Annotated in this window: 23 protein-coding genes, 1 other RNA gene and 1 pseudogene; 15 read left to right on the forward strand and 10 right to left on the reverse strand. The window is 62.6% G+C overall.

Annotated elements, in window-relative coordinates; genetic code table 11:
- Nucleotides 1-97: 97 nt before the first annotated feature.
- The 9 genes from IFJ82_RS04830 to IFJ82_RS04870 all read left to right on the forward strand — a co-directional run bounded on the left by IFJ82_RS04830 (nt 98) and on the right by IFJ82_RS04870 (nt 8,591).
- Nucleotides 98-1,246 (forward strand): D-alanyl-D-alanine carboxypeptidase family protein, encoded by a 1,149-nt coding sequence (locus tag IFJ82_RS04830; protein WP_040512541.1) that lies wholly within the window; start codon nt 98-100, stop codon nt 1,244-1,246.
- A gap of 163 nt (nt 1,247-1,409) precedes the next feature.
- A complete protein-coding gene (gene map, locus IFJ82_RS04835; protein WP_003621225.1) occupies nt 1,410-2,219 on the forward strand; it encodes a type I methionyl aminopeptidase in 810 nt (269 codons plus the stop codon).
- 100 nt (nt 2,220-2,319) lie between these two features.
- Nucleotides 2,320-4,065: a gamma-glutamyltransferase gene (gene ggt / locus IFJ82_RS04840; protein WP_408901709.1), complete on the forward strand. Its 1,746-nt coding sequence runs from the start codon at nt 2,320-2,322 to the stop codon at nt 4,063-4,065.
- 96 nt (nt 4,066-4,161) lie between these two features.
- Nucleotides 4,162-4,258, forward strand: an RNA gene (gene ffs / locus IFJ82_RS04845) — signal recognition particle sRNA small type.
- A gap of 73 nt (nt 4,259-4,331) precedes the next feature.
- Nucleotides 4,332-6,404, forward strand: coding sequence for a DNA polymerase III subunit gamma/tau (locus tag IFJ82_RS04850; protein ID WP_192265787.1), 2,073 nt, complete (start codon nt 4,332-4,334; stop codon nt 6,402-6,404).
- A 22-nt stretch (nt 6,405-6,426) separates the two neighbouring features.
- Nucleotides 6,427-6,750 carry a YbaB/EbfC family nucleoid-associated protein gene (locus tag IFJ82_RS04855; RefSeq protein WP_003621220.1) on the forward strand — a complete coding sequence of 108 codons (324 nt, stop codon included), beginning with the start codon at nt 6,427-6,429 and terminating at the stop codon, nt 6,748-6,750.
- A 19-nt stretch (nt 6,751-6,769) separates the two neighbouring features.
- A complete protein-coding gene (gene recR / locus IFJ82_RS04860) occupies nt 6,770-7,366 on the forward strand; it encodes a recombination mediator RecR (protein ID WP_003621218.1) in 597 nt (198 codons plus the stop codon).
- Complete coding sequence (locus tag IFJ82_RS04865) at nt 7,363-8,178, forward strand: SDR family oxidoreductase (RefSeq protein WP_003621217.1); 816 nt, start codon at nt 7,363-7,365, stop codon at nt 8,176-8,178. Before recR ends, IFJ82_RS04865 begins: the two co-directional genes overlap by 4 nt.
- A 5-nt stretch (nt 8,179-8,183) precedes the next feature.
- Entirely contained in the window at nt 8,184-8,591 is a 408-nt protein-coding gene (locus IFJ82_RS04870) for a dihydroneopterin aldolase (protein WP_192265789.1), read from the forward strand.
- Nucleotides 8,592-8,691: 100 nt separating this feature from the next.
- On the opposite strand, the gene IFJ82_RS04875 is transcribed toward IFJ82_RS04870, so the two are convergent.
- Nucleotides 8,692-9,024, reverse strand: coding sequence for a TIGR02300 family protein (locus IFJ82_RS04875; RefSeq protein WP_003621212.1), 333 nt, complete (start codon nt 9,022-9,024; stop codon nt 8,692-8,694).
- A gap of 309 nt (nt 9,025-9,333) precedes the next feature.
- Between IFJ82_RS04875 and cmk the strand changes: the two genes are divergently transcribed.
- The gene (cmk, locus tag IFJ82_RS04880) at nt 9,334-9,972 is read left to right on the forward strand and encodes a (d)CMP kinase (protein ID WP_003621210.1); all 639 of its coding nucleotides are present in this window, start codon (nt 9,334-9,336) and stop codon (nt 9,970-9,972) included.
- Between the two features lie 274 nt (nt 9,973-10,246).
- Nucleotides 10,247-11,962, forward strand: a complete 1,716-nt coding sequence (gene rpsA, locus IFJ82_RS04885; protein ID WP_048858863.1) for a 30S ribosomal protein S1 — start codon at nt 10,247-10,249, stop codon at nt 11,960-11,962.
- Between the two features lie 199 nt (nt 11,963-12,161).
- Here the strand turns inward: rpsA and IFJ82_RS04890 are convergent, their stop codons facing one another.
- Nucleotides 12,162-14,858, reverse strand: a complete 2,697-nt coding sequence (locus IFJ82_RS04890; RefSeq protein ID WP_408901710.1) for a M16 family metallopeptidase — start codon at nt 14,856-14,858, stop codon at nt 12,162-12,164.
- Nucleotides 14,859-14,974: 116 nt separating this feature from the next.
- On the opposite strand from IFJ82_RS04890, the gene IFJ82_RS04895 reads away from it, so the two are divergent.
- Together IFJ82_RS04895 and IFJ82_RS04900 are read left to right on the forward strand one after the other, a co-directional pair.
- Nucleotides 14,975-16,144 carry a serine hydrolase domain-containing protein gene (locus IFJ82_RS04895; protein ID WP_192265793.1) on the forward strand — a complete coding sequence of 390 codons (1,170 nt, stop codon included), beginning with the start codon at nt 14,975-14,977 and terminating at the stop codon, nt 16,142-16,144.
- 295 nt (nt 16,145-16,439) lie between these two features.
- Nucleotides 16,440-16,955: a hypothetical protein gene (locus IFJ82_RS04900; RefSeq protein WP_003621204.1), complete on the forward strand. Its 516-nt coding sequence runs from the start codon at nt 16,440-16,442 to the stop codon at nt 16,953-16,955.
- Nucleotides 16,956-16,979: 24 nt separating this feature from the next.
- On the opposite strand, the gene IFJ82_RS04905 is transcribed toward IFJ82_RS04900, so the two are convergent.
- On the reverse strand, nt 16,980-17,153 hold the full coding sequence (locus IFJ82_RS04905) for a DUF1674 domain-containing protein (RefSeq protein WP_192265795.1): 174 nt from the start codon (nt 17,151-17,153) through the stop codon (nt 16,980-16,982).
- Between the two features lie 462 nt (nt 17,154-17,615).
- Between IFJ82_RS04905 and IFJ82_RS04910 the strand changes: the two are divergent.
- Nucleotides 17,616-18,351: pseudogene (locus IFJ82_RS04910) on the forward strand (IS5 family transposase).
- 28 nt (nt 18,352-18,379) lie between these two features.
- Here the strand turns inward: IFJ82_RS04910 and ccmI are convergent.
- Genes ccmI through IFJ82_RS04945 form a run of 7 tightly spaced genes read right to left on the reverse strand, consistent with a single transcriptional unit; the run spans nt 18,380 to nt 23,622 of the window.
- Entirely contained in the window at nt 18,380-19,102 is a 723-nt protein-coding gene (ccmI, locus tag IFJ82_RS04915; protein ID WP_192265797.1) for a c-type cytochrome biogenesis protein CcmI, read from the reverse strand.
- A gap of 7 nt (nt 19,103-19,109) precedes the next feature.
- On the reverse strand, nt 19,110-19,586 hold the full coding sequence (locus tag IFJ82_RS04920; protein ID WP_003621197.1) for a cytochrome c-type biogenesis protein: 477 nt from the start codon (nt 19,584-19,586) through the stop codon (nt 19,110-19,112).
- Complete coding sequence (locus tag IFJ82_RS04925) at nt 19,583-20,161, reverse strand: DsbE family thiol:disulfide interchange protein (protein WP_062809158.1); 579 nt, start codon at nt 20,159-20,161, stop codon at nt 19,583-19,585. The genes IFJ82_RS04920 and IFJ82_RS04925 overlap by 4 nt, the downstream gene beginning before the upstream one ends.
- Nucleotides 20,158-22,137, reverse strand: a complete 1,980-nt coding sequence (locus IFJ82_RS04930) for a heme lyase CcmF/NrfE family subunit (RefSeq protein ID WP_062809157.1) — start codon at nt 22,135-22,137, stop codon at nt 20,158-20,160. The genes IFJ82_RS04925 and IFJ82_RS04930 overlap by 4 nt, the downstream gene beginning before the upstream one ends.
- 8 nt (nt 22,138-22,145) lie before the next feature.
- Nucleotides 22,146-22,679 carry a cytochrome c maturation protein CcmE gene (ccmE, locus tag IFJ82_RS04935; RefSeq protein ID WP_003621192.1) on the reverse strand — a complete coding sequence of 178 codons (534 nt, stop codon included), beginning with the start codon at nt 22,677-22,679 and terminating at the stop codon, nt 22,146-22,148.
- Entirely contained in the window at nt 22,676-22,837 is a 162-nt protein-coding gene (gene ccmD / locus IFJ82_RS04940) for a heme exporter protein CcmD (RefSeq protein ID WP_003621189.1), read from the reverse strand. The genes ccmE and ccmD overlap by 4 nt, the downstream gene beginning before the upstream one ends.
- Entirely contained in the window at nt 22,834-23,622 is a 789-nt protein-coding gene (locus IFJ82_RS04945) for a heme ABC transporter permease (protein WP_003621187.1), read from the reverse strand. Before IFJ82_RS04945 ends, ccmD begins: the two co-directional genes overlap by 4 nt.
- A gap of 178 nt (nt 23,623-23,800) precedes the next feature.
- Between IFJ82_RS04945 and IFJ82_RS04950 the strand changes: the two genes are divergently transcribed.
- Nucleotides 23,801-24,094, forward strand: a complete 294-nt coding sequence (locus IFJ82_RS04950; protein WP_003621184.1) for a YciI family protein — start codon at nt 23,801-23,803, stop codon at nt 24,092-24,094.

Here is a 24,094-nt window from a genome sequence, read left to right on the forward strand (position 1 = left end):
GGTCACAGAATTAATTGTCATATGATGGAGGCCGGGAATGTCCTCGCCCGGTTCCGCACTGGATGATGATCGCCGCATGTCCCCTTTTCCCCGCCGTATGACACGCCTTTTCACTGCACGCGGCACCAGGGTGAAGGTTTCACTGCTGGTGGCGGGTGGACTGGTCGCGGGGCTGTTTGGCGGGGCGGGACAGGCCCGCGCCCAATATGTGGGGCAGATCAGCTCCATCGTCATGGATGCCCGTACCGGCACCGTCCTGTCGCAGTCCAATGCCGACCTGCGCCGCTTTCCCGCCAGCCTGACGAAGCTGATGACCCTTTACCTGACGTTCAAGGCGCTCAGGGCGGGGCGCATCACGCTCGACCAGGTGGTGCCCGTCAGTGCGCATGCCGCCTCCATGGAACCGTCGAAGCTTGGCCTGCGTCCCGGCAGCTATCTTACGGTGGAAGAGGCGATCCTTGCCCTTGTGACGAAATCGGCCAATGACGCGGCCTGTGCATTGGGTGAATTCCTTGGCGCCGGAAGCGAAAGCACCTTCGCGCAGATCATGACGCAGCAGGCCGCGCGCCTGTCGATGAACGATACATCCTTCCGCAATGCATCGGGCCTGCCGAACGAGGAACAGATGACCTCCGCGCGCGACCTTGCGACGCTTGCGCGCCATATCGCACTGGATTTCGGCGAATATTATCATTATTTCGCGGTTCCTGCATTCTATTTCCGCGGCCGCTATGTGCCCAACCATGATCCAATGCTCAAATCCTATCCGGGTGCGGATGGTCTCAAGACCGGATATACCGCCGTTGCCGGGCATAACCTCGTTACCTCCGCCGTACGTGACAATGTGCGCCTGATCGGGGTGGTTCTGGGGGCCCCGTCGAACGAGACGCGCAACGCCGTGATGGCGGACCTGCTCGACGACAGTTTCCGTGCGGAGGGAATCGCCCCCGTCCAGCGTCCGCTTGTCCTGGCCCGCAACACGGTCGCTGCACGGCGTCGTGCGGCGTTCGGGCATGGTGGTGTGGTGCTGGCCAGTTCACGTTATCGCGCCGATGGCCCCGAGCAGGTCGCCGATGCGTCGATTCCGCTTTCGTATGCCCGGCTGCGGCGTGGGGCGCATCCTGCCGCCGTGCATGTGGTCTCGCATACATCGCATGCCCATCCCGCCGCGCGTGCGCATGTGCATCTTGTCGGGATGGGGCAGGCGCACCATGTCGCCACCGCCCACGCCAAGACGCGCAGCTAGCTCGTCCTCTGCCGCTGACACGGCGCGTCGATGGGGGTATAGAACCTGTCGCCGTTCATGGGATGGCATCGCACCCACCATATCATGGCGTCGGGATCATGCCCCGATGGTCCATGCGGCACGGGTGTGATCACGCGATGATTAGCGACGAAGGGATATCGGCATGGATGGCGACATGAACGAGGGCGCGATCGTCCTGCACTCCCCCGAGGATTTTGTTGGCATGCGCGCGGCGGGGCAGCTTGCAGCGCGGACGCTCGACATGATTACGCCGTATGTGCAGGCGGGGGTGACGACTGGCGAACTTGATGACCGCATCCATGCCTTCATGGTCGCGCAGGGTGGGGTGTCCGCCACGATCGGTTATCGCGGGTATGAAAAGGCAAGCTGCATTTCCATCAACCACGTCGTCTGCCATGGCATTCCCGGTGACAAGGCGCTGAAGGACGGCGATATCCTCAATATCGACGTGACTGTCATCCTTGATGGCTGGTTTGGCGATACCAGCCGTATGTACACGGTCGGCACGCCGTCGATAAAGGCGCAGAACCTGATTGATGCCACCTATGAATCGCTGATGCTGGCCATCAAGGCGGTGCGTCCGGGGGCTACGCTTGGGGATGTGGGTCATGTGATCCAGACCTATGCGGAAGAGCGGCGTTTTTCCGTGGTGCGCGATTTCTGTGGCCATGGCATCGGCCGGACGTTCCATGCCGCACCGAATGTGCTGCATTATGGCCGTCCGGGGCATGGGGTCGTCCTGCGCCCTGGCATGTTCTTCACGATTGAGCCGATGCTTAATATCGGTCGCCCGGATGTAAAGATCCTGGGCGATGGCTGGACCGCCGTGACGCGCGACCGTTCGCTGTCGGCCCAGTTCGAACATATGATGGGTGTGACCGAAGACGGTTGCGAGGTCTTTACCTATTCCCCCGCCGGTCTGAACAAGCCGCCTTACAAGACTGCCGGTTAAGCGGGATCACGGCATGTCACTGTCTGTCAGGAATATGAAAATGGTCGCAGGTCTGCGTCTTTCCCCTTCACGCCGGGCGGGTGGCCTGCTGCTTGCGGGTATGTTGCTGCTGTCGGACGGGGTGGCCTGTGCCGCCACCGCTTCCGCCCCCGTGGTGCAGGATGACCCGCTTGCATTTGGTGGCGCGTCCGTGCCGGTGGCATCGCCTCCGCCCGTGGGCGGGCACGAGGGGATGGTCGTCTCCGCCCAGACCCTGGCGTCGCAGGTTGGCGCGCGTATCCTGCACGAGGGCGGGAACGCCGTCGATGCCGCCGTGGCCGTGGGGTATGCCCTTGCCGTTGTCTATCCGGCGGCGGGCAACCTTGGTGGTGGCGGGTTCATGACCCTTCGCCCGGCGAATGGTCCCGCGATTTTCCTTGATTTCCGTGAGCATGCGCCCGGTGCCGCGACTGCTACAATGTTCCAGGACCGGCACGGCAACGTCATTGCCGGCCTTTCGACCAAGGGGTGGAAGGCCGTGGCGATTCCCGGCACCGTCGCCGGGCTGGAACTTGCGCGGCAGCGCTGGGGCCACCTGCCGCGCAAGCAGGTGATGGCGCCCGCCATCGCGCTGGCGCGTGACGGGTTCGTCCTTGTGCCCGGTGATGTCGAACTGATTTCGCATGGCAATGATGATTTCCGCCGTGATCCCGTGGCGCGGCGGTCGTTCCTGCACAGTGACGGCAGTGGCCTTCGGGTGGGGGATCGCCTGGTGCAGCCCGAACTTGCCCGTGTTCTTGAACGGATTTCGCGCAAGGGTACCGATGGGTTTTACGAAGGCCGCACCGCGCGTGAGATCGTGCGTGCCAGCCGTCGCGGCGGCGGATTGCTGACGCGTGCTGACCTGTCAGGATACAAGCCGCGTATCCTGCCGACACTGACGTGCGATTACCGTGGCTATCATATCGACACCGCCCCCCCGCCCAGCGGCGGTGGCGTTGCATTGTGTGAAATGCTGAACATCCTGTCGGGCTATGACATGCATCGCCTCGGGCTTTATACCGTGCCTGCCGTGCAGCGTGAGGTCGAGGCCATGCGCCATGCCTATGCTGACCGGCAGGATCTGGGGGACCCGGCATTCGTGTCCAACCCGGTCGATCATCTGCTTGATGTGAATTACGCGCGCCAGATCCGTGCCGCCATCCCCAACGCCCGTGCGGTGCCATCGGCCAGCGTAAGGCCTGGCATTGCCGCGACCGAGGGGCAGGAGACGACCCATTATTCCGTAATGGACCGTGATGGCAATGCGGTTGCAGTGACCTATACGCTGAATGGATGGTTCGGGGCGGGCATGGTCGCGGGGCGTACGGGCGTGTTCATGAATGACGAGATGGACGATTTTTCCACCCGTCCGGGTTCGCCCAACATGTTCGGGATCATCGGCAGCAAGGCGAACGAGATCGCGCCGGGCAAGACGCCGCTTTCTTCCATGACGCCAACCGTCATTTCGCGTGATGGAAAGCCGGTGATGGTGATCGGCAGCCCCGGTGGATCGCGCATTCCCACCATTGTCCTGTCGGTCGTGCTGGGTGTGATTGATTACGGGCTGGACATCCAGCACGCTGTTGACCTGCCACGGCTGCATGAACAATGGCAGCCCGAACCGGTGCAGATGGAAGCTGGTGCGCTGACGCCCGGTGTCATCGCAAAGCTTCAGCATGAAGGCTACAGCTTCAAGGTCTATCCCCACTGGGGCGTGGCGGAGGGGATACTTGTCGGTGGGCCAAGCCTGGGCGCGCCGGGGGCTGACCGTTATTACGGTGGGGCCGACCGTCGTCACAGCACCAGCGCGGCCGTCGGGGAATAACGGCAACGGATGATGACAGGGGGAATGGCATCTGGGGGATTTTTTCGAACAAAGCCCCTTGTGCCGCACCGGGGTGTATGTGTTATGAAGCCCGTGGAAGATCGGCCGTAGACGGGTGCCTTGCCAACCCGGTCAGATCCGGAAGGAAGCAGCCGCAGTGAGTTTCACTCGGGTTATGTGTCCGGTCTTCCACCCCTGAATATATGTTCCTGCCGTCCTGTGTCGCAGGATGCAGCGCGCACCATTCACCAAGGCCGGATGCATCAATGAACGCTTCTTCGGATCAGGATCGTTCCGGGGAGGAAGCCCTGCCGTCCCCGCCTGCGGATGATGGCCCCGGCCTGTTTGGCGACGCGCCTTCCCCCGTTGTGTCGAATCCGTCCGCCCTGATGGAGAAGGCCGCACCCTATCGCGTGCTGGCCCGTAAATATCGTCCCACCACATTTGATGACCTGATCGGGCAGGACACCACGGTGCGTATCCTGCGCAATGCCTTTGCACTGGGCCGGGTCGCGCATGCCTTCATGCTGACCGGTGTGCGGGGGGTGGGCAAGACGACGACGGCGCGGATCATCGCGCGCGCCCTGAACTGCACCGGCCCGGACGGGCAGGGCGGCCCGACCGCCGATCCGTGCGGCGTGTGTCCCAACTGTGTCGCGATCCTGGCCGACCGCCATCCCGACGTCATGGAAATGGACGCCGCTTCGCGCACAGGTGTGGACGATGTGCGCGAGATCATCGACTCCACACGTTTCCGCCCGATTCAGGGTCGAATGAAGGTCTTCATCATCGATGAGGTCCACATGCTGTCGCGCAACGCGTTCAATGCGTTGCTCAAGACGCTTGAGGAACCGCCGTCCCAGGTCACGTTCATCTTTGCCACCACTGAATTGCGCAAGGTGCCGGTGACGGTGCTGTCGCGCTGTCAGACATTCGACCTGCGCCGTGTGCCACAGGATATGCTGGCCGCGCATTTCGGGCGGGTCGCGGCGGCGGAAGGCGTGGCCTTCGCGCCCGATGCGCTGGCGTTGATCGCCCGTGCGGCGGATGGGTCGGTGCGCGATGGGCTGTCACTGCTGGATCAGGCCATCGCGCAGGGGACGCTGGATGGTGAGGGGCAGGGCGATGCCGCGCCGATCGACGCCACATTGGTCAGCGGCATGCTGGGGCAGGCGGACCGGGGTATGGTGTTTGACCTGCTTGACGCCGTGCTGGCGGGTCGGCCGGACCAGGCCCTGACGATCACGGACGAGGTGTTTGCCCGTGGGGCGGATCTTGGGGTGATGCTGGCCGATGTGCTGGACCTGATCCATTCGGTTTCACGGCTCAAGGCGGTGCCGAACCTGCGTGATAGTGCCGATATGCCGCAGATGGAGCGCGAACGCTGCCTTGCCATAGCAGAGCGCGTGTCCGTTCCCGTGCTGGGACGGACATGGCAGATGCTGCTCAAGGGGCAGGGCGAGGTCGAACACGCCCCCGATCGCAGGCAGGCGGCCGAAATGGTGCTGATCCGCATGTGTTATGTGGCGGACCTGCCGCCGCCAGGCGATCTGGTGCGGCATGTGCTTGATGGTGGGACGGGGGGCGCGACGGCGCAGGTTACGGCCCCCGCGTCTTTGCCGCAGCCATCGGCGGGTGGCACGCAGGCGGCTGCCCCACGGCCTGCTGTCGCACAGGACGTAACGGGCGGCATCACAGGGGGCGCAACCTCAGGTGGGCCGCTACAGGGGGGGCCGACAGGTGGTGCGAGCCTGCGCATGGTGGCCAATGGCGGTGTGCGCGTTGATGCTGTTGCCGCCGATCCCGCCGATCCCATGACTGCCGCCCCCGCGACGCCGGTGCCAGCCATCCCGGCAGCGCCGCAGTTGCGTACATGGCGCGAGGTCGTGGCCTTTGTGTCAGGGCGCGATGCGATGCTGCATGGGCATCTGCGCCATTCAACACATCTGGTGGCGTTTGCGGCCCCCGAAATCCGTATCCGGGTGGAGGCCGCGGCGATGGCCGGGCTTGCGCGACGGCTGGAAACCCTGCTGCGTGCCGAAACGGGCGATCCGTCATGGAAAATCCGCACATGTGAAGACGAGGGCGAAGCCACCCTGGCGGAGCAGGGGGCGGAGATCATTCAGCTCCATCGTGCGGATGCCGCATCCCATCCGCTGGTAAAAGCGGTCATGGCGGCATTTCCATCCGCCCGTCTGGGACAGGTGACGGACCACGCGCTTGACGATTACGGCCTTCCGCCCGAAGAGATCATCCCAGCCATGTTGGCCCCGGATCTGGAATTCGCGCCACTGGATGCCGAACTGGTGGATGAAGACGATCTGCCGACCGACGACTGACGCCCAAAGGAGAAGACACAATATGAAGAACCTTGCCGGCCTGATGAAGCAGGCCACGCAGATGCAGGCCCGTATGGAAGAAATGCAGGCCAAGCTTGAAGCCATGGTGATCGAGGGAAGCTCCGGCGCGGGAATGGTGCAGATCACCCTGAACGGCAAGGGGGACATGAAGGCGATCCGCATCGACCCCAAGCTGGCCGACCCGGAGGAGATGGACATGCTGCAGGACCTGATCCTTGCGGCATGCAGTGATGCGCGTGCGAAGCTCGACGCTACGGCGAGCGAGGAGATGAAGAAGGTCACCGGCGGCCTGAACCTGCCCGGTGGCATGAAGTTCCCGTTCTGATCCCGCACCGGGAACCTGTATGATGGGCGGTGCCGAGATCGAGCGGCTGATTACCCTGCTGGGACGATTGCCGGGCTTTGGTCCCCGTTCGGCCCGTCGTGCCGCCCTTGCCATGCTGCGCCAGCCACAGACCCGCATGCTGCCGCTGGCGCACGCGATGGAACAGGCGGCACGTGCGGTGCGGACCTGTTCGTCATGCGGCAACCTTGATACCTGTGATCCGTGTTCGATCTGCGCGGACCCGGCCCGTGACCATGGGCTGGTCTGTGTGGTGGAAAATGTGGGCGATCTGTGGGCGCTGGAACGCGCCTGTGTCCATCGCGGCGTCTATCAGGTGTTGGGGGGAACCCTGTCGGCGCTTGATGGTGTCGGGCCGGATGACCTGAATGTCGCACCGCTTTATGCACGGCTGGAGGCCGGGGGCGTGCGCGAGGTGATCCTTGCGCTGGGCACCACGGTCGATGGCGCGACGACCATGCACTGGCTGCATGACAGCCTGCTGCGTTTCAATATTCCCATCAGCCGGGTGGGGCAGGGCGTGCCTGTTGGTGGTGCGCTTGATGTGCTGGATGACGGCACGCTTGCCGCCGCCCTGATGGCGCGGCGCCCGGCATGACCGCACCCGTGATGCGCTGGCCCGTTCCGCCCGGTATCGCGCGCGTCGCGCTGGTGACCGGCGGGGCCGCACGCCTTGGGCGCGCCATCGCACTGGAACTGGCGCGAAACGGCTTTGACGTGGCCATCCATTATAACCACAGCGCGGACGCGGCGCGGCGTACGCTGTCCGATATCATCGCGCTTGGCCGAAGGGGATGCATCCTGCGTGCTGACCTGTCGTGCGAGGACGAGGTCCGTTCGCTGCTGCCACGGGCCGGTGATGCCCTTGGCCCGCTGGGGGTTCTGGTCAATAACGCCAGCGTCTTTGAACGGGATGAGTGGGATAGCGCAACGCGCGAAGCATGGGATATCCACATGGAGCCCAACCTGCGCGCGCCTTTCGTCCTGATGCAGGCTTTTGCGCGGCAGATGCCCGCGGGGCGGCAGGGGATGGTGCTGAACATGCTCGATGAACGGGTCTGGTCGCTTACACCGCATTTTGTCAGCTATACCGTCTCCAAGGCGGCATTATGGTCCCTGACGCAAAGCATGGCGCTGGCGCTGGCGCCGCATGGAATCCGGGTCAACGCCATCGGGCCGGGACCTGTCCTGCCCACGCCACGGCAGAGTGCCGCACAGTTCGCCCGGCAATGCGCGTCCCTGCCGCTGGGATACGGGGCGGGGGTGGATGAAGTCGCTCACGCCGCGCTTTCTTTGCTGTGTATGCCATCCGTCACGGGGCAGATGCTCGCCCTTGATGGGGGGCAGCATCTTCAGTGGTCGCCCGCCGCACCATCGGGCGCACGGCGTCCCCCTGAAACAGGAGCCTGACAGATATGTCGGTTTTTCCGCCATGGCCGGACCAGCCGCCGTTGCGCTGTGTTTTCGTGCGTGACCTGCTGCTTGATGCCAATATCGGTGTTTTTGCGCATGAGCAGGGTGTGACACAGCGTATCTGCGTCAATGTCGCCTTTGGCGTGGCGGATATTCCGGGACTGGATGTGGGGGCGGATGAACTGCACCGCACGGTCTCTTACGAAGACGTGGTGCTGCTTGTGCACGATCTTGTGCGACAGGGCCATGTACAGCTTGTGGAAACGCTGGCCGAGCGGATCGCGGCAGGGATGTTGCGGGATGCACGGATTCGCGTCGCACGGATTCGCGTGGAAAAATTGGATATCTTTGACGATGCGCGGGCCGTGGGGGTCGAAATCGAACGCCGCAACCCGCTTCACGCACCGTAAACGCGGCGATGCGCGGCCGTCATGTCGCGCGCATCGCCGCCATGGGGCTGGCCACCGGCATGTCGTGCCGGTGGCGCCACCGCCGCCGTCAGGGCGGGGATCAGTTGTCGTGGTCTTCCTTGTCGGTCTTCAGGTCGATGTCGGCGCTGCTGATATCGTCGTCATCGTCGTCAAGGCCGACTTCGTCTTCCATCACGTCATCCGCGTCGGCATCGGCGTCGGTGTCCAGATCCGTATCGGAATCGAGGTCATCGGGGGCCGACTTCTTTGCGGAATCGGGCGTGGCCGGTTCCACGGGACGCCGCACGCGCGGCAGTTCAACGGGCTGTTCCGCGCCGCATTTCGGGCAGACTGCCGGGTTTTTGTTCAGGTCATAAAAGCGGGCGCTGCAGGAGACACAGACGCGCTTGGTGCCGAGGTTGGGCTGGGCCATCTTGAACCTGTCGATCCTGTTCTGTGCAAAGGAATTAAAGCCACCGTCGCGATGTGGCAAAAGGGCGCAGCCCCATGCCAGTTTGTTTGGCGTATGTCAAACGATGCGCCCCATGCAATGGGGGAGGGGACGTTTTTGTGTCAATATCGGATTGACACCCGACGCAGGAATTCGGAATTGGAAGGGTATGAAAACAGCCCAGATGTTACCGCTTCGGGGTGTGACGCCCCCTGTTTGTGGCCGTCCGCCGTCCTGTTCCCCGTTCCTGTCGCCCCGGGGCGGGCGTGGGCATGACGTGGGAATGATGGTATGACCGCGCCGCTGGTCATTGCCGTTGATGGTCCCGCGGCGGCGGGCAAGGGCACGCTGGCGTTGCGGCTGGCGCGCGCGCTCGACCTGCCATACCTCGATACCGGGCTGCTGTACCGTGCGACGGGGCGGCGCATGCTCGATGCCGGACTTGACCCCACCGCCCCTGCCGATGATCAGGCCCGCCGCGTCACGCTGGCGGATCTGTCGCGTACCGACCTGCGTGTCCCGCCGGTGGATCGCGCGGCAAGCCTTGTCGCGGCGCAACCTGCGGTGCGGCGCATCCTTGTGGGGATACAGCGTGATTTCGCGGCCCGCCATGGCGCGGTGCTGGACGGGCGTGACATCGGAACCGTGATCTTTCCCGATGCGCGGGTAAAACTGTTTGTGACCGCATCGCTGGACGCGCGTGCCCGGCGACGGTGGGAACAGATGGCCACCGACCCCAATGCCCCCGATCGGGAGGAACAGATCGCCCGCGTCGCGCGGGAGCTTGAGGACCGTGACGCGGCCGATTCCTCGCGCGCGGCGGCGCCATTGCGTGCGGCCCCTGACGCGGTCCATATCGAAACCGACAGCATGAGCGCGGACGAAGTCCTGGCCGAGGCGCTGCGCATCGTGGCGCGCATGACGCGCTGACACGCATTTGTGGGCGGTATTTCTGCGCGCCCCTTACGTTTTTATTGACACGGACGGGTCATAGGGTGTCTGTGCTTGGAAATGTTGCCGTGCCGTCATCCGTGGCGGTGTGGGGCGTGTTTTCGTGTTGGCCGTCAGGCATGCCATGACCGTGTCATGGATCGCAGCCGGGCAAGACGTTCCGATCAGGGTCATACAGGATCATGAGGCGGGGCGCAGGATTTTCCGGTCCTTCCCGCTGGGGCCGACCGGATACGGGATTTACAAGTAACTCATGGCTTCAGCCACAACACAGCCTACCGCCGAATACGCGGGTGGCGAGGACTTCGCAGCCCTTCTCGAAGAGACCCTGGGCCGCGACAGCGCATTTGACGGTTCCGTCGTTACCGGTCGCGTCGTCCGCCTGACGGATGAATTCGCGATCGTCGATGTCGGGCTCAAGAGCGAAGGGCGCGTCGCCCTTAAGGAATTCGGCCCGCCGGGCGTGACCCCCGACGTGAAGCCGGGCGATGTCATCGAACTGTTTGTCGAGCGTTACGAGGACCGTGACGGTTCCATCGTGCTGTCGCGTGAAAAGGCGCGGCGCGAGGAAGCGTGGACGAACCTTGAAAAGGCGTTCGAAAGCAACCAGCGCGTCAACGGCACGATCTATGGCCGCGTCAAGGGTGGCTTTACGGTCGATCTTGGCGGTGCGATGGCGTTCCTGCCCGGCAGCCAGGTGGACATTCGCCCCGTGCGTGACGTCACCCCGCTGATGGGTGTGCCGCAGCCGTTCCAGATCCTGAAGATGGACCGTGCGCGTGGCAACATCGTCGTGTCGCGCCGCGCCGTCCTCGAAGAGACGCGCGCCGAACAGCGCAGCGAGCTGATCCAGGGCCTGAAGGAAGGCATGATCCTCGACGGTGTGGTCAAGAACATCACCGATTACGGTGCGTTCGTTGACCTCGGCGGCGTTGACGGCCTGCTGCATGTCACGGACATCGCGTGGAAGCGTATCAACCACCCGTCCGAGGCCCTGCAGATCGGTCAGCCGGTCCGCGTGCAGGTCATCCGCTTCAACCCCGACACGCAGCGTATCTCGCTGGGCATGAAGCAGCTTGAGGCCGATCCGTGGGAGAACGTGGCGATCAAGTATCCGCCGGGTGCCCGCTATACCGGTCGCGTCACGAACATCACCGATTACGGTGCGTTCGTTGAGCTTGAGCCGGGCGTCGAAGGTCTGGTGCATGTGTCCGAAATGTCCTGGACGAAGAAGAACGTCCATCCGGGCAAGATCGTCGCCACTTCGCAGGAAGTCGACGTCATGGTCCTTGATGTGGACAGCGCGAAGCGTCGCATTTCGCTTGGCCTGAAGCAGGTCCAGCGCAATCCGTGGGAGCAGTTCGCCGAGGAGCACAAGGTCGGTTCCGTGGTCGAGGGCGAAATCCGCAACATCACGGAATTCGGCCTGTTCATCGGCCTGTCCGCGGACATCGACGGCATGGTTCACATGTCCGACCTGTCCTGGGACGAGACGGGCGAAGTCGCCATGACGCATTACGAAAAGGGTCAGGTCGTCAAGGCCAAGGTCCTGGACGTGGATGTGGAAAAGGAACGCATCTCGCTTGGTATCAAGCAGTTGCATGAAGATCCGGCGGCCGACACCCTGAGCAAGGTGCAGAAGGGCGCGATCGTGACCTGCATCGTCACGGCGGTTCAGTCCAACGGCATCGAAGTCAAGGTTGACGACGTGCTGACCGGCTTCATCCGTCGCGCCGAGCTGGCCCGTGACAAGGCGGATCAGCGTCCGGAGCGTTTCGCGGTTGGCGAACGCGTCGATGCGAAGATCGTGTCTGTTGATCGTGCGGCCCGCAAGCTGGCGCTGACGATCCGCGGCCGTGAGGTCGAGGAAGACAAGCAGGCGATCAATGAATACGGCTCGTCCGACAGCGGCGCGTCGCTGGGCGATATTCTGGGTGCTGCGATCCGTCGTCGTAACGCCGAGAACTGATATCGGTCCGTTCCCTGCCCTTCGGGGTAGGGAATGCGAAAAGGGCGGTACCTTCTGGTACCGCCCTTTTTTATTGTCCGTCACGTTCGACAGACCTGGATCATAAATAAGTTTCTGGTGAAGCTTTTTCAAAAAGCTTCAACGATGCCGCCTTTTTGGAAAAAGGCGGCACCCAAAAACTTTTGGCGTTATCAGTTACTTACGGCCCCTTGATGATCTCGGCCATGTCGGCGGGCCGCAGCCAGCGGGCAAAGGCCTTCTGCACATCCTGCGCCGTCATGTTGTAATAAGCGCTGGCAGCCATATTCCCGTTATCAAGTGGCAGGCCAAGATTGCTGAGGTGCAGATAGGTTGCGGCAATCGAATCCAGGCTGGCCTGTTGCAGCGACAGGCCATGCAGCAGGCTGGCCTTGGCCATCGTCAGCTCATCTTCGCCCAGCGGATGGGCCTGCATGTCGGCCACATCATGGATTGCGGCATCGCGGGCGGGGGCGACCTTCGACGGGTCTGCACCGAAAGTGATGGTATAGGCCGCGCGTTGCCGGTTCCATGCAAGATGGCTGCGCACGGTATAAACGTATCCCGTGCGCACCCGCAGATCACGATAGAGCCGCGAGGAGAAACCATCGCCAAGCGCCTCATTCCCCAATGTAAGGGCGAAATGATCTGGATCACGCGCCGTCAGCCCAAGGCTTTCGGCAAGGGTCACGCTGTCCTGCAGGCTGGATTCGTCCGGCACGCGGGCGACGGAGGCATGGCTGTCCGGGCGTGGTGGCAGGTCCACCGTGGGGGTGGGGCCTGTTGCATGCCATGCGCCAAATGTCGCGCGCACCGCCTGCAACGCTTTTTGCGGGGTGATGTCGCCGGTGATGATGATGGTCGTCAGGTCCGGGCGATAGGCCGCATTATAAAAAGCCCGGCAATCCTTGAGCGTCAGCTTCATGACCCGTGCCGGGTCCGCCTGGCGCAATGACGGGTCATGCGGGGGGGAAATTGCGGCTTTCACCGCGCGTCCCAGCAGGTAATCCGGTGATTGCAGCATCCCCGCCAGGGAGGAGGCCGTATTCATGCGTACCACCGCAAACGATTTTTCGGGGAAGGCAGGATGCAGTTCATTGTCGGCCAACAGGCGCAGGCCCTTGTCGAAATCCTGTGCCAGCACGTTCAGGCTGAAATCCGACCCGGCACTTTCGGTTGCGGCAATATCGTCAAGCGCCTTTTGGAAGCTGACGCGGTCATGGGTCGTGGTGCCGTAATGGAACAGTTCATCGGTAATATCGGCAATCCCCTCCTGCCCCGCGGGTTCCTGCATGTCGGAGTTCTGGCGCACCATGCCATACAGGCTGACGGTATGGCTGACATGGGCGGGTCGCACGATCAGGTGCAGCCCATTGGGCAGCACATAACTGAAGGGGGCGGGAATCGGGGTGGGGGGCGACAGCGTCATCAGCTCCTTTTGTGCCCATTGCGGCAGGACCACCGGATGGTCAGGCGGGGCAGCAAAGGATTCAGAGCCACCAAACCCCTTGCCCGCCACCGGATGGCCGGAACTGCGCGGTGTCAGGATGGCCGTCACGGCCTGTGCAGGGTCCAGTACCTGCCGGGCCAGACGGTTCACGTCCTCTGGTGTGACCGAGGAATAGGCACTTGCCAACGCGTCGGGGGAATCAAGGCCCATGACCGCCACGGCCTCGGACCAGCTTTCAGCAAGCCCTGAAATGCTGTTGGCGGCATAGCCAAGCTGTGCCAGTTCCTTGCGCCGCGCGGCATCCACCAGGTCGGACGGAACGCCATGTGCCTGTAACAAGGCCAGCGTGTCACGCAGTGTCTGCAACAAGGTGGACGGGTCCTGCCCCGCAGGGAAGGCCGCCAGTGCGATTCCAATTCCGGCATCCGCCTTGGGCGCGTAATCGAACCCGGTCAGCAGTGCCTTGCCCTCTGGCACCAGGTCATAAAGTGCGCCGCGTTGGCTGGACAGCACGTCGGACAGGATCTGTGCCGTGGCGTAATCGCGGGCGCGCTGTCCGGGCATGCGGCTGGCGATCGCGATCAGCCCGATGGGATAATCGGTGGGGAAGTGCAGCAGTTGCGGCTGCACCGCGCCCGGTTCGATCGTTGGGCGGGGGGGCAGGGAACGCGCGGGCAAAGGGGAGAAGATGTCGCGTGCGTGGGCCAGGGCCTGATCCGCATCGACATTGCCGGTAATGATCAGGATGGCGTTGTTGGGCGCATACCAGTCACGATAGAACCGGCGTAGCATCGCCGCATCCGTACGATCGAATGAAGGGCGTGTCCCCAGTGCGTCATGTTCATAGGGTGTATGCGCGAACAGGATGGATTGCAGGCGGGAAAGGTACTGATATCCGGGGCTGGACAGATCGCGTGAGACTTCCTGTTCAATGGCGCCACGTTCATGTTTCCAGTCCGCGTCCGACAGGGTCAGGCCGTTCATGCGCAGTGCCTCGATCCGCAGTGCGATGTCGAGGTCTTCGGCCGGGGCGGTATAGAAAAACTGCGTCGTGCTTTCGGTGGTGTCGGCGTTGTAATTGCCCCCCATCCGCGCGCCGATGGCCGCAAGCTGGTCCTTGTCCAGTCCCTTGCTGCCACGGAACATCATGTGTTCCAGCGCGTGTGCGGTGCCGGGAAATCCGCGCGGCGCAGCGGCGGAACCGACAAGGTAGTTCATTTCCGTCGTGACGACCGGGGCCAGGCGATCAGGCACGATAATGATGCGCATGCCATTGGGCAGCGTCGTGCGTACCGGGGCTTCGGCCGTGGGCTGTATGGGCGTGGCAGGGGCCTGCCGTGCCGGGGGGGCTGTCCATCCGGGTGTGGACAGGAGGCTGCTGCCCGCCATGAGGAGGGTAAACAACGTGGGAAACAGGCGTTTGTTCATGCACGACAGGTTACGCCGCTTTGTGCGGTGGGACCAGTTCATGCCCGCCCTTTGCGTGACAGGGGGAATATGGCCTATGTCAGGGAAGTGCCCGAAAGACGCGAAAGGCCGCCGTGATGACACAGATGCAGAGTGATGCCATGCACGCACGTGTGGTGCGTGTCATGGATGATGCGATCGCCAGTGGGCGTGTGGTTGGGGCGGTCGTGGTGGTCGCGGTGGATGGTCGCATCGTGCTGCGTCATGCGGCAGGAATGCGCGATCGCGAATCCGCCATTCCGATGCATCTGGATACCTGTTTCCGGCTGGCCTCGCTGACCAAGCCGGTCGTGACGGCACTGGCGCTTGCACTGGCGGAACGCGGGGTGCTGGACCTTGGGGCGCCGGTGTCGCGCTACCTGCCGTTCTTCCGCCCGCGCCTGCCGGATGGGGGGGAGACGGAGATCCCGTTGCACCTGCTCCTCAGCCATAGCAGTGGTCTGTCCTACGGGTTTCAATTTCCGCGTGACGACAATCCCTATGCCCGTGCCGGTGTTTCCGACGGGTTGGCGGAACCTGGCCTGTCGCTGCATGAAAACCTGCGACGCCTGGCGCAGGTGCGGCTTGTCTTTCCCCCGGGGGAAGGCTGGGCTTACTCGCTGGGGCTGGATGTCATGGGGGGCGTGCTGGAACAGGTGGGAAATGCGTCCCTGCCGGATCTGGTGCGGCGTCATATTGGTGACCGGCTGGGCGGATGGACGCGTACGGGGTTTCATGCGCCGCCGGATCTGGTGCTGGCGACCTGTTACGCAGATGCCCGCCCCATGCCGGTGCGCATGCCTGCTGATTATCGCCTGTCGCGGCTGTTACCTTGTGGTGGGGTGTCGGAAATCCATTTCGTGCCTGACCGTATCCGCGACCCCGCATCCTATCCATCGGGTGGGGCGGGCATGGTGGGAACGGCGGAAGAATTCATGATGTTCCTGGAGGCCGTACGCCGTGGTGGCGACCCCATCCTGTCGCGCGAATCCGCCCAACGTTTTGGGGCGAATGCCGTGGGGAACCTGCCGATGGGGCCGCTTGACCGCGGGCGGCGTTTTGGCTTTGGCGGGGCGATCGTAACCGATCCTGTCATGGCGCGTACGCCGCTTTCGCCAGGCAGCTTTACCTGGGGCGGGGTTTACGGGCACCAATGGACGGTGGACCGTGCGCGTGGCATTTCCATTGTGATGCTGAGCAATACGGCCCTGGCGGGAATGGCCGGGGCCTATCCTGATGCGGTCGTGCGGGCTGTGTATGGAGAATAATAGGGGTAAGAGACTGCTTGGAAACAAGTCATTGATAAAAAACAAGAAAAGTTTCTGGGTGCTGCCTTTTTTCAAAAAGGCGGCGTCTTTCGAAGCTTTTTAGAAAAAGCTTCACCAAAAACCTTTATAATTTCAGTATGTTATTGAGTCTGACTTTTCAAACAGTCTCCAAGATGCACCCGGCATAAAAATATCAGTATAAAGATATCCGGTATGACACTGCCATTTATGAACATGCCATCGCCGCAGGATACCTCCTCCTGCCGCTGGCATCTGGACCGTTACGGGAACTGCAATGTCTTTTGGTGATCGCGTCAACCAGTTGGATGCATGGCTGCTGGATCGGGTGTTCCAGCCTTTTGCTGATGCATTGCCCGAACGTCTGTCCGCGATGGATCTGGGAATGAACTTTCAGGTCGGCTCGATCGTGCTGTCGGCTGTGTCGATTTCCGCGCTGCTCATGTTGCAGGGCATGTCTTTCGACAACGTTATTACAAATATGCTTGGTTGGTGTTTCGAGGTCATTTTCTACATCGGCATCCATCGCATGCGTGGCATGGTCCGGCCCGGATACCTCAATCCCCTGCGTGGGATGCTGGCGGGGATGCGCCCAATTTCGATTCCCTTTGCCATATACGCGATCTATCAGGCCATCACGGCTGAGCGTGCGTATGAACTGGCGTTATGGTTCAATTCGCTGTCACAAATCGTGTTCGTGGCCGGGATCTATCTGATTTCGTGCCATATGCCACCGCCGCGCCAGCGGGCGCGGCAGGGATTTGGCCGGGGCCTGCAACCCAACGAAAGCTGATTTCCTGCATATGGTGCGCAGGTATCAGAAATCGATGCAGCGTCCCTTGACGGTCCAGTCGTTGTAACGCGTGGGTTCCGGTCCCTTGGGGCCGCCACGTTCGTTAGGTTCGGCGGGCTGTTTCAGGCGGGCCTTGTCCGCCTCCTCCAGCGCCTTTTCGGATGTCAGGGGCTCGGGATGGGTGTTTTTGTCGCTCATGGGAAAAGTGTTGATCCAATCGCCACACCCGGCAAGGGCAAAAGGACGTGATCGCGGTATCATGAAGCGCGGGGCAGGAAAGATTGGGCGCAGGGCAGAAGGGTAAAAATTTCCAGGCCCCTGTCCAGAATACCCATTGATAAAAAAATGAAAGCTTTGAAAGGCGCCGCCTTTTCTAAAGCCAGGCAATATCTGAAAATTTTTTCTTATCAACGAGGAGTGTTTGAAAACTCAGGATCGATAACACCCTGAAATTATAAAGGTTTTTGGTGAAGCTTTTTCTAAAAAGCTTCAGAAGGCGCCACCTTTTTGAAAAAAGGCAGCACCCAGAAATTTTCTTGTTTTTTATCAAGGACTTGTTTTCAAACAATCTCTTAGGACCAATCGACATTCAGGATTTTCTTTTTGTGGCATGGATGTTTCACTGAGTGCCGTATCAGAACACGGAGTTACGGGATGGGAATCAAGCGGTACGAGCTGAATAAAGCGCAATGGCAGCGGATTGCGCCTCTGCTTCCCGGGAAAGCTGGAGATGAAGGCCGCAGTGGAGCGGATGGCCGCCTGTTCGTGAACGGCTGCCTCTGGATTCTACGCTCTGGCGCGCATTGGAAGGATCTGCCTGAGCGTTATGGCAATTGGAAGACGGTACATCGTCGCTTCAGCCGATGGTGTCATGCCGGGGTGTGGGACAGGATTTTCGAGACGCTGACGGCCGATCTGGACAATCAGTATCTGATGTTCGATGCAACCATCGTTCGCGCCCATCAGCAGGCTGCGAACGGAAAAGGGGGGGCAAGGATCAGGCGCTGGGGCGTTCCCGACGTGGTCTGACAACCAAAATCCACATGCGGACCGATATGCCGGGCCGCCCGCTGCGCTTCGTTGTTACAGCTGGGCAGGTTGGCGATGTCACCCAGGCACAGGCTCTGCCTGCAGGTCAGGAAGGGGCGGCCGTTATGGCCGACCAAGCCTATGACAGTAATGCATGACGTGCTCCTGTCGCTCAGATGGGCGCAGAAGCTGTCATTCCCTGCAATCGCACCCGCATGATACCAGAGCTTACAAGCTGCGTAATCGTATCGAGGGCTGCTTCAACCGCCTCCAGCACTTCAGACGCTTTGCCGCCCGATATGATCGACGCACCATCCATTTCCTTGGCTTTGTTCACCCCGCCGGAGCCATGATCTGGATGGCATGAATGTCGATCGGCCCTAGGTCCCATCCGGTTACTGGTGTTCGGATTGGGCGATGCGCTGCTGCACTGCCATGCGCCATGGTGCATCCGCTGGCGCCGCATCCAGCGCGCGACGGTAAAGGTCTGCCGTCTCGGCAGAGATATGGCCACCATCCGCCATTGTCTGTGCCTCTGCCGCGCGGGCGGCCAGTTCGGGTTCGAACCTGATGGCGATGGCTTCACGCCATGCCTGCGCGGCAGCGGCGTAATGGTCACGCGCGGCCTCGGCCTGTCCCAGCAGGACATATCCCTGGAAACGGTTCGGGTCGTCGGCGGGTATGTGCTGCAGGCTGTCGCGCAGGCGGTTTATCAGGTCGTCATTGCGATGATCTGCTTTTTCCGCCGCCGCAAGGCGCGGGGCCAGCGGCATCGCAGGCATGGAGGGATGCCCACAGGTGAGGTAAAGCCCCACCGACAACAAAGGCAGTGCCAGCAGTCCCCCCGCAATCGCCAGTGTCGAGCATCCTTTTCGTGCGGCAGGGACGGCCATGTTGTCCGAACCCAGCAGGCGACGCTGGATTTCCAGGCGGGCGCTGTCACGTTCGGTCGGTGCAATCAGCCCTTCGGCCAGGTCACGGTCAAGTTCGACCATCTGTGCCTGATGCAGGGCGAAGGCGCTTTCACGTTCATCACGCAGCAATGTCGTCCTGCGCAGGGAAATGAGGCAGGGCAGCAGCGCGATTGCGCAGAGCAGGAAGATACCAATCCAGATCATGATTTTCTCAGCGCGGTCGGGTCAGGTCATCCAACCGTGCGCGCTCGGCGTCGGTCAGGGGCGGAGGGGCGGACGTTCTGGGGCGGCGGAAGGCACGCAATGCCACCATCACCCCCACCAGAAGCGCCAGGACCGGCATCAGCCACAACAGCAGCGTGCCGATGGTCAAGGGGGGGCGCAGCCGGATGAAATTGCCATAACGCTCAACCATCCAGTCCATGACCTGCTTGTTGCTTTCGCCCTTGGCCACGTGTTCGCGCACCACATGACGCAGGTCACGCGCCAGGTCGGCGCTGCTGTCCTCGATCGATTCGTTTTGACAGACAAGGCAGCGCAACTGTGCGCCGATCGCCTCGGCACGCTGTTCCTGTGCCGGGTCGGGCAGCATTTCGGACGGGTCATCCACGGCGCCAGCCACCAGAGGCAGCAGTGCAAGGCACAGGGTCAGCGCGAGCAGCGCGCGTCGCAGGATACGGACTGTCATTGTTTCAGGCGATCCACCAGGGGCAGGATGGTCGTGCGGATCAATTCCTCCGTAATGGGGGAGGCGGAGTGCCAGCGGATGATCCCCCCCGGCCCGATCAGGAAGGTTTCCGGCACCCCTGACACGCCCCAGTCGATCGCCGCCAGTCCGTCGCGATCGGCGGCGATGCGGGCATAAGGATTGCCCGCGCGCTCCACAAAGCCCAGGGCATGTTCGGGTTTATCCTTGTACGCGATGCCCCATATCGGCACCTGCGCCTTCAGCGTATTCAGGGTCGGCATTTCCGCGACACAGGGGATGCACCATGATGCGAAGTAGTTGACCAGCACCGGTGTCCTGAGCGCACGCAGGTCGGCGGCGCCAAATCCCTGTGACGGCGGCTGGTCCGGCAGGGTGAAATCCGGCACCGGCTTGTTCAGGACAGGGGCATGGATGTCATGCGGGTCGAATGACCCATGCGACATGCCCGACAGCATCCGCCAGAAGGCAACCCCGGTCGCCCCGGCAAGGACAAGGGGTGTCGCCATCAGCAGCCGCCGCCGCGTGGGGGAAGGGGGGGGCGTGGTGTCGTTCATGCCGGTGTCACCATATTGGCCGCATGCGCCCGGCGCGGCGCGCCCACACGCATCCGGCGGTCCGACAGCGACAGCGCGCCGCCAATGGCCATGACCAGACCACCCAGCCACATCCACGGCGCCAGCGGGTTGTGGTGCAGGCGCAGGACATAAGTTGGATTCGCATCCGTGCCATGCTTGTCGCCCAGCACGCCATAGGTATCGGAAATCAGGTTGGTATGGATCGCAACCTCGGTCGTGGTCTGGTGCTGGCTGGCAAAGGTCCGCTTGGCCGGGTGCAGCGTCGTGACCAGCCGGCCATTGTGACGTACCTCGATCGTGGCGATCATGGCGTCGTAATTCGGCCCCTTGGCATTACGCACGTCCGTCAGGGTCCAGGCATCACCGGCCAGCATCTCGGTCTGGCCGATATGCACTTCGACAATGCGGTGGCTGGCCTGTGACATTCCGGCAAGGCCAAGGACAGTCACCCCCACGCCCGCATGCGCCAGCGCCGCGCCAAACACCGCGCGCGGCAGGCTGCGCGCGCGCAGCAGGCTGGCGGACAGGGGCTGGCGGAACAGGCGCAGGCGCTCGACAATGTCGGTGGCGCTGCTGGCGATGACCCAGACCGCAAGCGCCGTCGCAAGGATCGGCAGGATGTCGCGCATGCGCACCACCGCGATCACCAGCGCGACCAGCGCCAGCGCCGCCGCCCACCACAGGCGACGCAGCACCGGCCACATATGCGCGCGTTTCCACGGCATCATCGGGCCAAAGCCCATGAACGCCATCAACGGGATGGCAAGCGGGATGGTGGTCGCGTCAAAAAACGGCTTGCCCACCGAAATCGTCTTGCCGAACAGGAGCGACATGAACGGCGGGTACATCGTGCCCGTCAGAACCACGGCGCAGATCGAACACAGCAGGATGTTGTTGAGAACCAACAGCCCCTCGCGTGAGACTGGGGCGAACAGGCCGCCGGTCGTCAGTTGCGGCGCACGCATGGCGAACAGCAGAAGTGACCCCCCGATGACCAGCGCCAGCAGGCCAAGGATGAAGATGCCGCGCGCCGGATCATTGGCAAAGGCATGCACGGAATTGAGAATGCCCGAACGCACGAGGAACGTGCCCGACAGCGAGAAGGAGAACGTGCCGATCGCAAGCAGCACCGTCCAGATCTTCAACCCCTCACGCTTTTCCACGACAATGGCGGAATGCACCAGCGCGGTGCCCGTCAGCCATGGGATAAGCGAAGCATTCTCCACCGGGTCCCAGAACCAGTAACCACCCCAGCCCAGCACATAATAGGACCACCATGACCCCAGCGCGATGCCGCAGGTCAGGAAGCACCATGCCGCGACCGCCCATGGCCGTACCCAGCGCCCCCATGCCGCATCCACGCGCCCTTCCATAAGGGCGGCGATGGCAAAGGCGAACGGCACGGCGAACCCGACATAACCGGTATAGAGAATGGGGGGATGGAACGCGAGGCCGGGATCCTGCAACAGCGGGTTCATGCCCTGCCCATCCATTGGCGCGGGCCAGACGCGGGCAAACGGGTTGGAGGTCAGCAGGCAGAACAGTTCAAACCCCGCCGCAACCCCGCCAAGCACCGCGATCACGCGCGCCTGCAGGGCGGAGGGCAGGTTACGCCCGAACAGCGCCACCGCACCGCCACAGATCGACAGGATCATCGCCCACAACAGGACCGATCCCTCGTGATTGCCCCATACGCCGGTGATCTTGTACAGCAGCGGCTTGTCCACCGCGCTGTTGGCCGCGACATTCTGGACCGAGAAGTCATTGGTGATCGCCGCATGGATCAGGCAGGCGAACGACGTGATGAGGCACAGCATCTGTCCCACCGCCAGCGCGGGGGCAAGCGCCATCAGGCGCGGGTCGCGGCGTTGCGCGCCGATCAGGGGCAGGATGGCCTGCCCGGCGGCGATCCCGCAGGCCAGCGCCAGGGCAAAATTTCCAAGTTCCGGATTCATTGCGGCAATCAGCTTCCGTGCTGCGTGGGGTCGGACGCCTTCGCGGGCGCGTCCTTGGCGGTCATGGTGTTCCAGCTTGCGGCATCGGGGGCCTTGCCGTAACGCGGATCCCATTTGCCGGTGCGCTTCAGTTCCTCGGCCACTTCCTTGGGCATGTAGGTCTCATCATGCTTGGCAAGCACTTCGGTCGCGCGCATCGTGCCATCAGGATTGATCGTGCCCACGGCCACCACGGACTGCCCCTCGCGGAACAGGTCGGGCAGGATGCCTTCATACCGCACGCTTACGGCGTCCTGCCCGTCGGTGACGTCAAAGATCGCAACGGGCGTGTCCTTCACCTTTTCCTGTCGCACACTGCCTGCCACGACCATGCCGCCAAGGCGGATGGTCCGGTCCTTTGGCGGTGGTTTCATATGCACCTGCGATGGCGCCATGAAAAAGACGATGTTGGACGAAAATGCATTCAGCGTCAGTGCGGCCGCCGAACCCAGTCCGATCAGGCACGCAACCACCAGCCACAGCCGGCGCGTCTTGCGCGTCATGCCGGGCGTCCCGGTGTGCGGGCGGCGCGGCCAGGGCGTTCGATTGTGGCCAGGCGCGCCCGCGCCCGGCGCAGGCGCAGTGCGGCGTTGACAGAAAGGACGATGGCCACGCCAAGCGTCAGGCCATAGGCCGCGATGATATAAGGAAGATGGGTCATGTGGCGTTACCGGTGGAGGTGTCCTGTCGGCCCCGGTTCGCGGCCAGGGCGGTGCGGATGCGGCTTTCCATGACGGCGGCCCGCAGGCGCGCCAGCACGATGGCCCCGAATCCCAGCGTAAAGCCCAGCGTCACGACCGCAAGCGGCCATAGCATGGAGGTGGACATCGTGGGGGCGCCGGTTACGGTGATGCTGTCTGGCTGGTGCAGGGTGTTCCACCACTGCACGCTGAATTTGATGATCGGCAGGTCGATCGCCCCCGCCAGCCCCAGGATCGCGGCGGCGCGGTAACCACGTTGTGGTTCGTCAAACGCGCGAATCAGGGCAATATGGCCAAGATAGAGGAAAAACAGGACCAGCACCGATGTCAGCCGTGCATCCCATACCCACCATGTTCCCCACATCGGCTTGCCCCACAGGGACCCGGTCGCAAGGCACACGGCGGTGATGGCCGCACCCACCGGCCCGATTTCCACGGCCGCAAGGTCCGCCAGCGGATGGCGCCACACGAGGGAGAGCAGCGAGCATACGGCAAGCCCCATATAACCGGACGATGCCAGCCATGCGGTGGGCACATGGACATACATGATCCGCACGCTGTCCCCCTGTTGCCAGTCGGCGGGTGACAGGAACAGCCCCCACACCAGTCCGGCAATGGACAGCACAAGGGCGGGCCATGTCAGCCATGGCTGCAGGCGTGCGCCAAGCCGCAGGAAGCGGCCGGGATTGGCATAGCGATGAAAGAGGTTGCCTGTCCGTGCGGTAAGGCTCTGCGTCGCGTTCAAGGTCTGAGTCCATCCGTGCCGTGGGGCACCCGTCAATAAGGGGAAGGGATCCGCAAAAAACCAGTCTCTTGGCACATGTGCGTGTGCTTGTGTTTTCCTGCTCTACACTATCGTGTCAAAAAAGACACGGCCAGTCCTGTCCAGACAAGGCGCGGGGCCGTGCAAAGAGGAGAAAAACATGCTGTTCGCGATTATTTGTACTGACAAACCCGCCTCCCATGAAACCCGCCAGGCCACGCGCACGCGCCATCTGGCCTATCTTGAAACCTATCGCGAGCGACTGGTGCAGGGGGGGCCGATCCTTGATGCGGATAACCGTCCGTGCGGCAGTTTTCTGCTGATTGAGGTGGCCGACCGTGCCGCCGCCGAAGGCTTTGCCGCGGGCGACCCGTATGCCAAGGCCGACCTGTTCGAGAGCGTGGTCATCCGTCCGTTCCGTTCAGTTTTTCGTGATGGCGCGCGGGTGGAATGA

The organism is Novacetimonas hansenii (assembly GCF_014843995.1).
GTDB classification, from domain to species: Bacteria; Pseudomonadota; Alphaproteobacteria; order Acetobacterales; family Acetobacteraceae; genus Novacetimonas; species Novacetimonas hansenii.

Excerpts from the sequence above, each read along its gene's own strand:
- IFJ82_RS04875 (WP_003621212.1), bottom strand. The coding sequence starts at position 9,024 with ATGGCCCAGCCCAACCTCGGCACCAAGCGCGTCTGTGTCTCCTGCAGC.
- IFJ82_RS04855 (WP_003621220.1), top strand. The coding sequence starts at position 6,427 with ATGAAGAACCTTGCCGGCCTGATGAAGCAGGCCACGCAGATGCAGGCC.
- ccmE (WP_003621192.1), bottom strand. The coding sequence starts at position 22,679 with ATGACGCGCAAGACGCGCCGGCTGTGGCTGGTGGTTGCGTGCCTGATC.
- ccmI (WP_192265797.1), bottom strand. The coding sequence starts at position 19,102 with ATGATCTGGATTGGTATCTTCCTGCTCTGCGCAATCGCGCTGCTGCCC.
- recR (WP_003621218.1), top strand. The coding sequence starts at position 6,770 with ATGATGGGCGGTGCCGAGATCGAGCGGCTGATTACCCTGCTGGGACGA.
- IFJ82_RS04930 (WP_062809157.1), bottom strand. The coding sequence starts at position 22,137 with ATGAATCCGGAACTTGGAAATTTTGCCCTGGCGCTGGCCTGCGGGATC.
- rpsA (WP_048858863.1), top strand. The coding sequence starts at position 10,247 with ATGGCTTCAGCCACAACACAGCCTACCGCCGAATACGCGGGTGGCGAG.
- IFJ82_RS04920 (WP_003621197.1), bottom strand. The coding sequence starts at position 19,586 with ATGACAGTCCGTATCCTGCGACGCGCGCTGCTCGCGCTGACCCTGTGC.
- IFJ82_RS04895 (WP_192265793.1), top strand. The coding sequence starts at position 14,975 with ATGACACAGATGCAGAGTGATGCCATGCACGCACGTGTGGTGCGTGTC.
- IFJ82_RS04900 (WP_003621204.1), top strand. The coding sequence starts at position 16,440 with ATGTCTTTTGGTGATCGCGTCAACCAGTTGGATGCATGGCTGCTGGAT.
- map (WP_003621225.1), top strand. The coding sequence starts at position 1,410 with ATGGATGGCGACATGAACGAGGGCGCGATCGTCCTGCACTCCCCCGAG.
- IFJ82_RS04890 (WP_408901710.1), bottom strand. The coding sequence starts at position 14,858 with ATGAACAAACGCCTGTTTCCCACGTTGTTTACCCTCCTCATGGCGGGC.
- IFJ82_RS04905 (WP_192265795.1), bottom strand. The coding sequence starts at position 17,153 with ATGAGCGACAAAAACACCCATCCCGAGCCCCTGACATCCGAAAAGGCG.
- IFJ82_RS04950 (WP_003621184.1), top strand. The coding sequence starts at position 23,801 with ATGCTGTTCGCGATTATTTGTACTGACAAACCCGCCTCCCATGAAACC.
- IFJ82_RS04850 (WP_192265787.1), top strand. The coding sequence starts at position 4,332 with ATGAACGCTTCTTCGGATCAGGATCGTTCCGGGGAGGAAGCCCTGCCG.
- IFJ82_RS04830 (WP_040512541.1), top strand. The coding sequence starts at position 98 with ATGACACGCCTTTTCACTGCACGCGGCACCAGGGTGAAGGTTTCACTG.
- IFJ82_RS04925 (WP_062809158.1), bottom strand. The coding sequence starts at position 20,161 with ATGAACGACACCACGCCCCCCCCTTCCCCCACGCGGCGGCGGCTGCTG.
- ccmD (WP_003621189.1), bottom strand. The coding sequence starts at position 22,837 with ATGACCCATCTTCCTTATATCATCGCGGCCTATGGCCTGACGCTTGGC.
- IFJ82_RS04870 (WP_192265789.1), top strand. The coding sequence starts at position 8,184 with ATGTCGGTTTTTCCGCCATGGCCGGACCAGCCGCCGTTGCGCTGTGTT.
- ggt (WP_408901709.1), top strand. The coding sequence starts at position 2,320 with ATGTTGCTGCTGTCGGACGGGGTGGCCTGTGCCGCCACCGCTTCCGCC.
- cmk (WP_003621210.1), top strand. The coding sequence starts at position 9,334 with ATGACCGCGCCGCTGGTCATTGCCGTTGATGGTCCCGCGGCGGCGGGC.
- IFJ82_RS04865 (WP_003621217.1), top strand. The coding sequence starts at position 7,363 with ATGACCGCACCCGTGATGCGCTGGCCCGTTCCGCCCGGTATCGCGCGC.